The sequence below is a fragment of the Streptomyces sp. NPDC006450 genome, assembly GCF_040612195.1.
Classification (GTDB): domain Bacteria; phylum Actinomycetota; class Actinomycetes; order Streptomycetales; family Streptomycetaceae; genus Streptomyces.
Map to the genome: position 1 here is coordinate 26,063 of NZ_JBEXPT010000012.1, position 11,844 is coordinate 37,906.

Annotated in this window: 11 protein-coding genes; 5 read left to right on the plus strand and 6 right to left on the minus strand. The window is 71.8% G+C overall.

What is annotated here, in order from left to right:
- The first annotated feature begins 127 nt into the window (after positions 1-127).
- The 3 genes from ABZY57_RS07315 (at position 128) to ABZY57_RS07325 (ending at position 3,892) form a co-directional block, all read left to right on the plus strand.
- Positions 128-1,912 carry a DEAD/DEAH box helicase gene (locus ABZY57_RS07315; RefSeq protein WP_356509016.1) on the plus strand — a complete coding sequence of 595 codons (1,785 nt, stop codon included), beginning with the start codon at positions 128-130 and terminating at the stop codon, positions 1,910-1,912.
- A gap of 405 nt (positions 1,913-2,317) precedes the next feature.
- On the plus strand, positions 2,318-2,959 hold the full coding sequence (locus tag ABZY57_RS07320; protein ID WP_054222485.1) for a helix-turn-helix domain-containing protein: 642 nt from the start codon (positions 2,318-2,320) through the stop codon (positions 2,957-2,959).
- Between the two features lie 135 nt (positions 2,960-3,094).
- The gene (locus tag ABZY57_RS07325) at positions 3,095-3,892 is read left to right on the plus strand and encodes a S16 family serine protease (RefSeq protein ID WP_356509019.1); all 798 of its coding nucleotides are present in this window, start codon (positions 3,095-3,097) and stop codon (positions 3,890-3,892) included.
- Here the strand turns inward: ABZY57_RS07325 and ABZY57_RS07330 are convergent.
- The 4 genes from ABZY57_RS07330 to ABZY57_RS07345 all read right to left on the minus strand — a co-directional run bounded on the left by ABZY57_RS07330 (position 3,822) and on the right by ABZY57_RS07345 (position 6,690).
- On the minus strand, positions 3,822-5,117 hold the full coding sequence (locus ABZY57_RS07330; RefSeq protein ID WP_356509021.1) for an MFS transporter: 1,296 nt from the start codon (positions 5,115-5,117) through the stop codon (positions 3,822-3,824). The two genes, ABZY57_RS07325 and ABZY57_RS07330, sit on opposite strands and share 71 nt — an antisense overlap.
- Positions 5,114-5,368: a hypothetical protein gene (locus ABZY57_RS07335; protein ID WP_356509023.1), complete on the minus strand. Its 255-nt coding sequence runs from the start codon at positions 5,366-5,368 to the stop codon at positions 5,114-5,116. The genes ABZY57_RS07330 and ABZY57_RS07335 overlap by 4 nt, the downstream gene beginning before the upstream one ends.
- Before the next feature lie 49 nt (positions 5,369-5,417).
- Positions 5,418-6,032, minus strand: a complete 615-nt coding sequence (locus ABZY57_RS07340; protein ID WP_356509025.1) for a helix-turn-helix domain-containing protein — start codon at positions 6,030-6,032, stop codon at positions 5,418-5,420.
- Positions 6,033-6,219: 187 nt separating this feature from the next.
- Positions 6,220-6,690, minus strand: a complete 471-nt coding sequence (locus ABZY57_RS07345; protein ID WP_356509027.1) for an Lrp/AsnC family transcriptional regulator — start codon at positions 6,688-6,690, stop codon at positions 6,220-6,222.
- A gap of 133 nt (positions 6,691-6,823) precedes the next feature.
- Here ABZY57_RS07345 and hppD point away from each other — a divergent pair, with 133 nt between their 5' ends.
- Complete coding sequence (gene hppD, locus ABZY57_RS07350) at positions 6,824-7,975, plus strand: 4-hydroxyphenylpyruvate dioxygenase (RefSeq protein ID WP_356509029.1); 1,152 nt, start codon at positions 6,824-6,826, stop codon at positions 7,973-7,975.
- 161 nt (positions 7,976-8,136) lie between these two features.
- Here hppD and ABZY57_RS07355 read toward each other — a convergent pair whose 3' ends face one another.
- Entirely contained in the window at positions 8,137-9,633 is a 1,497-nt protein-coding gene (locus ABZY57_RS07355) for a tetratricopeptide repeat protein (protein ID WP_356509031.1), read from the minus strand.
- A gap of 96 nt (positions 9,634-9,729) precedes the next feature.
- On the opposite strand from ABZY57_RS07355, the gene ABZY57_RS07360 reads away from it, so the two are divergent.
- On the plus strand, positions 9,730-11,169 hold the full coding sequence (locus tag ABZY57_RS07360) for an FAD-linked oxidase C-terminal domain-containing protein (RefSeq protein WP_356509034.1): 1,440 nt from the start codon (positions 9,730-9,732) through the stop codon (positions 11,167-11,169).
- 40 nt (positions 11,170-11,209) lie between these two features.
- On the opposite strand, the gene ABZY57_RS07365 is transcribed toward ABZY57_RS07360, so the two are convergent.
- The gene (locus tag ABZY57_RS07365) at positions 11,210-11,689 is read right to left on the minus strand and encodes an SsgA family sporulation/cell division regulator (RefSeq protein WP_356509036.1); all 480 of its coding nucleotides are present in this window, start codon (positions 11,687-11,689) and stop codon (positions 11,210-11,212) included.
- Positions 11,690-11,844 lie beyond the last annotated feature (155 nt).

Consider the following 11,844-nt stretch of genomic DNA (forward strand, 5'->3'; position numbering starts at 1 on the left):
AGGGGCGGGCCCGGGCCGGTAAGGTGGCCCGGTTGTCCTACGTACGACTGCCCGTACCGCTGGCCGTACCGATGCCCGGATTGCACGCCCGGAACGGATACGCCGCCGAGAGCCCGAACCGGAGACCGTGACTACTACCGCCTCCCACCACCTCTCACCCGCCTTCCCCGGCCGCGCGCCGTGGGGTACCGCCAGCGCCCTGCGAGCTTGGCAGCAGGGTGCGCTGGACCGGTACCTGGAGACCCAGCCGCGCGACTTCCTCGCCGTCGCGACCCCCGGCGCCGGAAAGACCACCTTCGCCCTGACGCTCGCGTCCTGGCTGCTCCACCACCACGTGGTGCAGCAGGTGACCGTCGTCGCGCCGACCGAGCACCTGAAGAAGCAGTGGGCGGAAGCTGCCGCCCGGATAGGGATCCGGCTGGACCCGGACTATTCCGCCGGACCGCTCAGCAAGGACTACCACGGGGTCGCCGTCACGTACGCGGGTGTGGGCGTGCGCCCGATGCTGCACCGCAACCGGTGCGAGCAGCGCAAGACGCTCGTCATTCTCGACGAGATCCACCACGCCGGTGACTCGAAGTCCTGGGGCGAGGCCTGTCTGGAGGCCTTCGACCCGGCGACCCGGCGGCTCGCCCTCACCGGCACGCCTTTCCGGTCCGACACCAATCCCATTCCCTTCGTCGCCTATGAGGAGGGGAACGACGGAATTCGGCGGTCCTCCGCCGACTACACGTACGGCTACGGCAACGCGCTCGGCGACGGCGTCGTCCGGCCGGTCATCTTCCTTTCCTACAGCGGCAACATGCGCTGGCGCACCAAGGCGGGCGACGAGATCGCGGCGCGCCTCGGCGAGCCGATGACCAAGGACGCCATCTCGCAGGCCTGGCGTACGGCGCTCGACGCACGCGGCGACTGGATGCCGAACGTGCTGCGCGCCGCCGACCAGCGGCTGACCGAGGTCAGGAAGGGCATCCCGGACGCGGGCGGGCTGGTCATCGCCGCCGACCAGGACTCCGCGCGCGCGTACGCCAAGCTGATCCGGGAGATCACGGGGAGCAAGGCCACCGTCGTCCTGTCCGACGACACCGGGGCCTCGAAGCGCATCGACGAGTTCGCCGCGAGCAACGACCGGTGGATGGTGGCCGTCCGCATGGTGTCCGAGGGCGTCGACGTCCCGCGCCTCGCGGTCGGCGTGTACGCCACCACCATCTCGACCCCGCTGTTCTTCGCGCAGGCCGTCGGCCGCTTCGTGCGTTCGCGCCGGCGCGGCGAGACGGCCTCGGTGTTCCTGCCGACCATTCCCTACCTGCTCGGCTTCGCCAACGAGATGGAAGTCGAGCGCGACCACGTCCTCGACAAGCCGAAGAAGCAGGGCGAGGAAGACCCGTACGCCGACTCCGAGAAGGAGATGGAGGAGGCGAACAAGCAGGAGGACGAGGACACCGGCGACGAGGAGCAGATGTCCTTCGAGGCACTGGAGTCCGACGCCGTCTTCGACCGGGTGCTCTACGACGGCGCCGAGTTCGGCATGCAGGCACACCCGGGGAGCGAAGAGGAGCAGGACTACCTCGGCATCCCGGGGCTGCTGGAGCCCGACCAGGTCCAGATGCTGCTCCAGAAGCGCCAGTCGCGGCAGATCGCGCACAGCAGGCGCAAGCCGGACTCGGAGGCGGACCTGCTGGAGCTGCCGGCCGACCGGCGGCCCGTGGTCTCGCACAAGGAACTGCTCGAACTGAGGAAGTCGCTCAACACGATGGTGGGCGCGTACGTCCACCAGAGCGGCAAACCGCACGGGGTGCTCCACACCGAACTGCGCCGCGTGTGCGGCGGACCGCCGAGCGCGGAAGCCACGGCGGGACAGCTCCGCGAGCGGATCAAGAAGGTCCAGGAGTGGGCCACCCGGATGCGGTGATTTCCTACGGAACGCGGCGCGGGCCGTGCGGGGAGATTCGTACGGTTCCGGCCCGCCGGGGACGTCGTGCCGCTGTCGCCGCACCCGTGGTCGCAGGCCCTGCGGGGCCGCTCGCGACCGGGTCGGGCCGTGAGTCGCCGTCAGGAGCCGAAGGTCACGAATCGACGGCGATTGCGCGTTTTCAACCGGCATAAAACGGCAGTAGGCGCCCGGATTCTGGACGAGCCCTTCCGCTGAGCGAACCTGCTCGCTACTGTCCCCGCATCGAACGCCCCGTGGCAGCGCCGCCGCGGGAGCGCAGCCGGTGCCATGGCCGCTACCGGCGGCCTCTCCGTGCGTCGCCGAGGGACCGGCGGCGCTATCCCCAGAGAGTCACCGCCGCCCACCGAAAGAGGGAGAGGCGTCGTGACCGCGGAAACCTCCCAGACTCTCGACCGAGGACTCCGAGTTCTCAAACTGCTCGCCGACACCGACCACGGTCTGACCGTCACCGAGCTCTCCAACCGCCTCGGTGTGAACCGCACCGTGGTCTACCGCCTCCTGGCCACCCTCGAACAGCACGCCCTGGTCCGCCGCGACCTCGGCGGCCGCGCCCGCGTCGGGCTCGGAGTGCTGCGCCTGGGCCGCCAGGTGCACCCGCTCGTGCGCGAGGCGGCGTTGCCCGCGCTGCGCTCCCTCGCCGAGGACATAGGTGCCACCGCGCACCTGACCCTCGTGGACGGAACCGAAGCGCTCGCCGTGGCGGTCGTCGAGCCGACCTGGACCGACTACCACGTCGCCTACCGGCCCGGCTTCCGCCATCCGCTGGATCGCGGGGCAGCCGGCCGGGCCATCCTGGCCGCCCGCCAGGGCACGCTCATCGAGCCCGGGTACACGCTCACCCACGGGGAGCTCGAAGCGGGCGCCAGCGGGGCCGCTGCGCCCCTCGTGGGCATCACCGGGCTGGAGGGCAGCGTGGGCGTCGTCATGCTGGCCGACGCCGTGCCCGAGCGGGTCGGCCCGCGCGTGGTGGACGCCGCCCGTGAGGTGGCCGACGCCCTGCGCTGAGCCGCGCGGCGCATCAGGCCACCGAGCAGGACGAGCCGAGCAGGACGAGCAGGCAGAGCAGGACACCGAGCCGCGCCCCCGACCGACGGGGGCGCGGCTCGACCCGTTCGGGGGCACCCGCGCTAGATTGACCCGGTGCTCTCTCGCCTCACACGTCTGCCGCGTCCCGCCGCCCTCGCCGTCTGCGCCGTGCCCGTGCTCGCGCTGTTCGCCGTCGCGGCCTTCGCACCGCTGCCCTTCGTGATCGCGCAGCCGGGCCTGACGGCCGACGTGCTCGGCTCCCGCGACGGCAAGCAGGTCATCTCCATCACCGGGGCCCCCACCCGCGAGACCACCGGCCAGCTGCGGATGACCACCATCCAGGCCACCGGCCCCTCCACCTCCGTCACCCTCCCCGAGCTGGTCGGCGACTGGTTCGACACCTCCCGGGCGGTCATGCCCAGGGAATCGGTGTACTCCTCGGGCGGAAGCGACAAGGAGATCGAGGAACACAACCTGGAGGAGATGACCAAGTCGCAGTCGACGGCCTCCGAGGCCGCCCTCGGCTACCTCCACAAGGACCCGAAGGACGTGAAGGTCGATCTGAACCTCGCCGATGTCGGCGGTCCGAGCGCCGGACTGCTCTTCTCCCTCGGCATCGTCGACAAACTCGACGGGAACGGCAGCGGCGGCGATCTCACCGGCGGCAGCACCATCGCCGGTACGGGCACCATCACCGCGGCCGGCGAGGTCGGCGCGGTCGGCGGGGTGGCCCTGAAGACTCAGGCCGCGCGGCGCGACGGGGCGAGCGTGTTCCTCGTACCGGCGGCGGAGTGCTCGGACGCCGAGTCCGAACTCCCCGAGGGGCTCCGGCTGGTCCCCGTCACCTCGCTGACGGATGCGGTGAACGCGCTGCGGGCTCTGCAGAAGGGCGAATCGGTTCCGTCCTGCTGAGCCGGGGCGCCGCCTCCATGCTCCGCCAGGCCGGGAACACCAGCGGGGAGAGCGTGACGAGGAAGTACGCCCCACCGAACACCAGCAGCGCCCTCGTCACCCCGAAGCCGTCGACCAGCAGCCCCGCGGCCAGCCCGCCCAGCGGCATCGTCAGCTCGCAGCCGGCCGTGGTCACGCCCATGACCCGGCTGCGCAGGGCGTCGGGCACCTTCTCCAGCGTCACGGTGGTCAGGATCGGGTTGAGCACGCCCGCACCCAGCCCGGACAGCGCCATCGTCACCGCGAGCGGCAGCGGGGTGTCGGTGAAGGCGGCGACCACGAAGCGCGGGGCCCCGCACAGCAGGAACGCCGCGGCGAAGACGGCCCTACGGGAGTACCGCTCGCCCCAGGCTCCGTAGAGCAGGGCTCCCAGCAGCGCGGACCCGCCGAAGAGGGCGATCATCAGACCGAGCGCGGTGGGTCCGCCGAGTGCCTCGCTGCCGTGCACGGGCAGCAGGACCGAGGACCAGCCCTGGTCCAGGCCGTTGGTCATCATCACCATCAGCGTGATGCCGAGCAGCAGCCGGGCCCGGGTCAGGAACCGCCAGCCCTCGGCGAGTTCGGTCCGGTAGCCGGTCAACGACACCTTCCCGGCGGCGCGCTGCGGCTCGGCGGCCGGTATCCCGCGCAGGAACACGGCAACCAGCAGCGCGGAGGCGCCGAAGGTGGCCGCGTCGAGGAGCAGGACCGACTCGGCGCCGATCGTGCCGATCAGTACGCCGGCCAGGACGGCCCCGATCATGCGGGCTCCGCGCGAGACGGCGTCGTAGAGGCTGGCGGCGCGGGCGACGGTGGTGCCGGCGTGTTCGGCGAGATGCGGGAGCAGGACGTAGCGCGCGGTCAGTCCGGGGGTGTGCACGAGGCCGCAGACGCCCATCAGCGCGCACAGCATCCAGAACTCCAGCAGCCCGGCGTAGTGCAGCAGCGGGATCGCGCCCACGGACAGGGCGCAGATCACGTCGGAGACGGCGGAGACCCGGCGGCGGCCGAGCCGGTCGATGACCGGGCCCCCGACGAGGGCGGCCACCGCCACGGGCAGGGTGGCGCAGAAGGCGACGATCCCGGCCCGGCCGGCGCTGCCCGTGGTCTGGAGCACGAACCACGGGACGCCGATGAGGGTCAGCGAACTCCCGGCTATCGAAATGGTGTTGGCGAGCAGGACGGCGATGAAGGGGCGACGGCTCACGCGAGGCCGCCGTGCGGGCGCGAGATCCGGGTGTTGCGGGTGATGCACGCGTGCAGGTGTGCGGGCTGGATCAGGCGGATGCCGAGCGCGATCAGGGACTCGCCGAGCCGGTTGCGCAGGGCGGGGGCGCGCAGGTGGGGAATGTAGAAGGCGTGCGGTGCGGCCTCCCGCGCACGGCGCCATGCGGCGGCCTCGGCGGTGCGGGTGGCGTGGATCTCGGCGTGGATCTGGGCATGGCTGAAGGCGTGCACGGCAGGACTCCTTCTGCGAAAGGGGTGGGGCGGAGCGTGGGTGCGCGGGCTACTTGGTGCGGACCGGGAAGGCGTGCGTGTGGAAACGGACCGTCTCCGTGCCCTCCGAGGGGGGTAGGTCGCGGTAGCTGTTGATCAGGTCGTGGACCTTGAGGACCAGCTCGTGGCTCTGCTCGGGGGTCAGTTGCAGCGAGAAGTCGCTGAGTTCGGAACTCCGCCGCCACTCCAGGGGCCAGGTGTGGGCTTCGCCCAGCCAGGAGGACAGCTCCTGTTCGTGGATCTTCACGATCTCCGCCATGAAGACCTCCGCGGCGCCGCGTGTGGCCGGGTCGGTGTCGTACATGAGCGCCTCGTCGAACTGGGTGCCGTCCTGGGCGGGCCGCCACCAGCGCTCACGGCCCTTGCCGTGCTCGGGGGCGTCCTCGACGAACCCGTACGCGGCGAGCTGGCGCAGGTGGTAGCTGGTGGCCCCGCTCGATTCCCCGAGCCGCTCCGCCAGCTGCGAGGCGGTGGCCGGTCCGTGCAGGCGCAGGTCGCCCAGCAGGCGGATGCGCAGCGGGTGGGCCAGGCCGCGCAGGGAGTGGGCGTCGAGCTTGCGGAGCTTGGGCTCGGCCGGCGCGTGGGACTCCACCGGCTGCTTCGGATCGGAGTTCTTCTCGGGCATGCCCCCACAGTAGAGTTGCAAAGAAACCTATGCAAGGGATCCTTTGCAACTACTCCTTTGCATCCGTTCCTCCGGAACCCACCCCTCCTCGATGAACCCCTCCGTCGCCCGCCGCTCCTTCGCCGCGCCGTGCGGGTCCAGGAGGCCGGCGATCGCCGGGCGCTTCCCCGGCGTCCATCGCCGGCCGTCAGTCGTCCTCCGCCGCCTGTTCGACCAGGGGGATGATCCGCAGCGGTACGGGATTTTCCATGACAATCGCCGTTGAAGCCCTCACAATGCCATCAAGCGCGACAACCCGGTCGATCACCCGTTGAAGGTCCGCGTTCGACCGGGCCACGAGCCGGCACAGCATGTCCCCGTGCCCGGTCGTCGTGTGCAGCTCCAGCACCTCCGGCACACCGTCCAAGTGGGCCCGTACGTCCGCGCCTTGCCCCTGCTTGATCTCCAGCGTGGCGAAGGCCGTCACCGGGTACCCCAGGGCCGCAGGATCCACCTGCGGACCGAATCCCCGGATGACTCCGTTCGACTGAAGCCGGTCCAGCCGGGCCTGGGCCGTACCGCGCGCAACGCCGAGCCGGCGCGAGACCTCGAGGACCCCGATCCGGGGCTCGCGGGCGAGCAGGACGATGAGGCGGCCGTCGAGTTCGTCGATTCCCATGGGTGCCTCCCGGGCGGTCGGTCGGTGGTCATAGTGCACAGATATCCCAGCCATGGTGGGCTGAGACTGGTCAGTATGTACAGCAGAAATGGAAACTATTGCGCAGCTTGTGGAACGGCGGGACTCTGCCGTCATGACTGAGACCCAGCCGCTCGACACCGCACCGCGCACCGCCGCCAAGGCCGATCCCTTCCCCGTCAAGGGCATGGACGCGGTCGTCTTCGCCGTAGGCAACGCCAAGCAGGCCGCGCACTACTACTCGACCGCCTTCGGCATGAAGCTCGTCGCCTACTCCGGACCGGAGAACGGCACGCGCGAAACGGCCAGCTACGTCCTGACCAACGGCGCCGCGCGGTTCGTCCTCACCTCGGTCATCAAGGCCTCCACCGACCGCGGCCGCTTCCTCGCCGAGCACGTCGCCGACCACGGAGACGGCGTCGTCGACCTGGCGATCGAGGTCCCCGACGTGAAGGCGGCCTACGCCTACGCCGTCGAGCACGGCGCGCGCGGCCTCGACGAGCCGTACGAGCTCACCGACGAGCACGGCACGGTGCGGCTGGCGGCGATCGCCACCTACGGCCAGACCCGGCACACCCTGGTCGAGCGCGGCGACTACACCGGCCCCTACCTGCCCGGCTTCGTCTCCGTCGCCCCGATGGTCGAGCCCCCGGCCAAGCGCACCTTCCAGGCCATCGACCACTGCGTGGGCAACGTCGAGCTCGGCCGGATGAACGAGTGGGTGGCGTTCTACAACAAGGTCATGGGCTTCACGAACATGAAGGAGTTCGTGGGCGACGACATCGCGACCGAGTACTCGGCGCTGATGTCGAAGGTCGTCGCGGACGGCACCCTGAAGGTGAAGTTCCCGATCAACGAGCCCGCGATCGCGAAGAAGAAGTCGCAGATCGACGAGTACCTGGAGTTCTACGGCGGCGCCGGAGTCCAGCACATCGCGCTCGCGACGAACGACATCGTCCGCACCGTGCGGGCGATGCGGGCGGCCGGCGTGGAGTTCCTGAACACCCCGGACTCCTACTACGACACCCTCGGCGAGTGGGCGGGCGAGACCCGGGTCCCCGTCGAGACCCTGCGCGAGCTGAAGATCCTCGTCGACCGCGACGAGGACGGCTACCTGCTGCAGATCTTCACCAAGCCGGTCCAGGACCGCCCGACGGTCTTCTTCGAGATGATCGAGCGGCACGGGTCCATGGGCTTCGGCAAGGGCAACTTCAAGGCCCTGTTCGAGGCGATCGAGCGGGAGCAGGAGAAGCGGGGCAACCTCTAGGAGGTTGCGGGAACCGGGGTCCTGCGGCATGGCGCCGCCCGGGGCGCCGCCCGGGGCTCCGCCCCGGCTTCCCCGCGCCTCAAGCGCCGGCGGGGCTGAAAAAATCGCCTCAAGCGCCGGCGGGGCTGGATCTTCCAGCCCCGCCGGCGTGCGAGGCGCCCCTACGGCTTCGGCTTCGCCTTCGGCTTGGCGACGGGCTTCGCCTTCGGAAGTTCCGGGGCCACCCACGGGGAGGTGGGCTGCATGTTCTCCGGGCCGCCCGCCGGGGGCTTGCCGATCGACGCCAGGGCCTCCTTCGCCAGCGGCGCGCGCACCGGCGAGAACCGCGGGTTCGTCCGCAGCGCCTCCTCCAGGTGCCGCCGCGCCCCGGCCACGTCGCCCAGGCCGCGCTCGATCATCGCCCGGTGGTACGAGAGCTCCGCGAGCCGCAGCCCCTGCTCCGTGGCCTTCTTCGCGTACTCCAGCGCCGCCGTGTCGTCGCCCGCCTTGTGCAGCGCCCATCCCAGCGCGTCCGCCACCTGCACGCTCTTGTGCCGGGCCCATTCCGCCGTGAGGCGCCGTACGGCCGCCGTCGGGTCACCGTGGTCGGCCTCGAACCGGCCCAGCAGCAGTTCCTCGTTCACCCCGCTCCGGGCGGCCTGCGCCGCGATCCCGTCGTACACCGCCTTCGCCTCGTCGCCCCGCCCCAGCGACTCCAGCAGCTCGCCCAGCTCCAGTGACAGGGACGGCACCGCGGCCCGCCCCAGCGCCAGCCGGTAGTCCCGCACGGCCTCCCCGCCCCGGCCCAGCGCCGCCAGCACCCGCGCCCGGCCGCCCAGCGCCTGCGCCTGCGCCGGATCGGTGCGCAGGGCGGCCTCGTACTGCTTCAGGGCCTCCGCTTCGTCCCCGCGCTCCCACGCCAGCTCCCCGAGCCGGAACAGCACGTACGCCTTCTCCGCCGGGGCCTTCGCCGCGCCCCCCGCGTGCTCCATGGACATGGCCGCGTCCTCGCGCCAGCCCCGGTCCCGGTACACCTGCGAGGCCTTCATGAAGGCCGCCAGCCCCGGCCGCATGTCCACCAGGTGCTCCATGGCGCCCTGCGCCGCCTTGTAGTCCCCGAGACCGGTGTACGCGTCCACGAGCACCGGGTACGCCGTCCACCGCTTCGGCGCCTGCGCCCGTACGAGCTCGCCCCACTTCTTCCCGGTCCCGAAGTCCCGCCGGGCGTTGGCCAGCGTGCCCATGCCCGTCATCGCGTCCAAGTTGCCCTTCTCGGCGGGGCGCAGCTCCAGCGAGCGCTTGAGCGCACCCTCCGCCTTCGGGTACCAGGCGGGATCGGCCGTCCGCCGCGCCTGCTCCAGGTACGCCGATCCGAGCACCGCCCACGAAGCCTCGTCGTCGGGGTGCTCCACGACCCACTTCTCCCGGTCGGCGACCAGCGCCGACAGGTCGACCGCCGCCACCGGCGCGCCCATGCCGACCGCCGCGCGGGCCCGCTCGCTGGGCCCCGGCGGGCGCGCGTCGTCGCCCGTACTGGCCGGCCGGATCAACAGGGCCCCGGCGATCAGGACCACCAGGGCCGCCGCCGCCACGAGCGTCTTGCGGCCGGTGAAGGTCACGGGCGGGGCAGCCTGCTGCCGCCCTTCCTGAGAGAGGGAGGCCTCACGCATAGGGTCCATGGGGTCACTGTGCGTCAATATGAAGAGCTCGCCGAGGTGTCCGAAGAAGGTCGCGGGCGTGTTCACACCGATGGCCCCGGCTGTCACGCTGGCACCATGGCCGACGATGTTCACGACGTTTCCGCCCCGAGCCGCGCCCCGCAGGACCTCCCGCCCGGCGCCCCGCTCGCCGCGCGGCTCCACGCGCTGCTCCTGGAAGGCCTTCCGCCCGAGGCCCTGCTGACGGACCCGCAGGTGACCGCTTCCTACGCCACCGACATGGCCAGCTTCTGCCCCGCGGGCACCCCGGCCGCGGTGGTCCTGCCCCGGACCGTCGAACAGGTCCAGCACGCCCTGCGCACCGCCCACGCCCTCCGCGTCCCCGTGGTCCCCCAGGGCGCCCGTACGGGGCTGTCGGGCGCGGCCAACGCCTCCGACGGCTGCGTCGTGCTCTCCCTCGTGAAGATGGACCGGATCCTGGAGATCGACACCGTCGACCGGATCGCCGTCGTCGAACCGGGCGTCGTCAACGCCGTCCTCTCGCGCGCCGTCGCCGAGCGCGGACTGCACTACCCGCCGGACCCCTCCAGCTGGGAGCAGTGCACCATCGGCGGGAACATCGGCACCGCCGCCGGCGGTCTGTGCTGCGTCAAGTACGGGGTCACCGCCGAGTACGTCCTCGGCCTCGACGTGGTCCTCGCCGACGGCAGGCTCCTGCAGACCGGCCGGCGCACCGCCAAGGGCGTCGCGGGGTACGACCTCACCCGCCTGTTCGTCGGCTCCGAAGGCAGCCTCGGCGTCGTCGTCCGGGCCGTCCTCGCCCTGCGCCCGGCCCCGCCCCGCCAGCTCGCGCTCGCCGCCGAGTTCCCCTCCGCCGCGGCCGCCTGCGCGGCCGTCTGCGCCGTCATGGAGGCCGGCCTGACGCCCTCGCTGCTCGAACTGATGGACCGTACGACGGTCCGCGCCGTCAACGCCCTGGGCAAGATGGGCCTGCCGGAGACCACCGAGGCCCTGCTGCTCGCCGCCTTCGACACCCCGCACGCCCCCGAGGACCTGGCCGCCGTGGGGGAGCTGTGCACCGCCGCCGGGGCGAGCGCCGTCGTACCGGCCGAGGACGCGGCGGAGTCCGAACTGCTCCTCCAGGCACGCCGGATGGCCCTGCCCGCCCTGGAGGCCCTGCGGCCCGCGACGATGATCGACGACGTGTGCGTACCGCGCACCCGGCTCGCCGAGATGCTGGACGGGACCGCGGCCATCGCCCGCGCGCACGACCTGCTCATCGGGGTCTGCGCGCACGCCGGCGACGGCAACACCCACCCGATCGTCTGCTTCGACCCCGCCGACGAGGACGAGACCCGGCGGGCCCGCGCGTCCTTCGAGGAGATCATGGCCCTGGGGCTCGAACTGGGCGGGACCATCACGGGGGAGCACGGGGTCGGCGTCCTGAAGAAGGACTGGCTCGCCCGCGAACTGGGCCCGGTGGGGCTGGAGATGCAGCGCGCCGTCAAGCACGCCTTCGACCCGGAGGGACTGCTCAACCCGGGCAAGCTCTTCTGAGGCAGGGGCAGTCCCCGTACGGGGCCCCGCGTGCGGGCCGTCACAGGTCCCCGTCGGCCGACTCGTCCGACGGCCAAGGGTCGCGCATCCACAGCTCGTCGGCCGGCGTCGGGGCGAGCAGCTCGGCCAGCGCCGCGTCGAGGCCGAGCCGGTCGGCCTCGGTGCCGGGCGGCACGATCCGCAGGGTCCGCTCCAGCCAGGCCGACACCGACACGGCGGGGGCCTCCAGCAGGGCGTCGCCGTCGGGGGAGCTGAGCGCCATGCACAGGACGGACTGCTGGCCGACCTTCGTGGGCCAGATCCGCACGTCGCCGTGGCCGCACGGACGGAACACCCCCTCGACCAGCAGCTCGCGGGCGAAGGTCCAGTTGACCGGGGTGCTGGAGCCGGTGTGGAAGGTGATGTGCACGGCGTACGGGTCGTCCGTCAGGTACAGCAGCCGGGCGGGGACGGGGACGCTGCGCTCCGGGGACAGGACCAGCTTGAGTTCCAGCTCGCGCTCGACGACGGGGTGGTGCATGGCGGCCTCACTTCGGTACGGGGGTACGTGTACGGGTGCTGCGCGGGGCCGGAGGACCGGCCCACACCCGGGGAGAGCGCCGAAGTGCCCGGGTATGACGCGACTTCGCGAGGCACATCGAGGATTGGCCGAAATCAATCGGCTGACCGAAATCT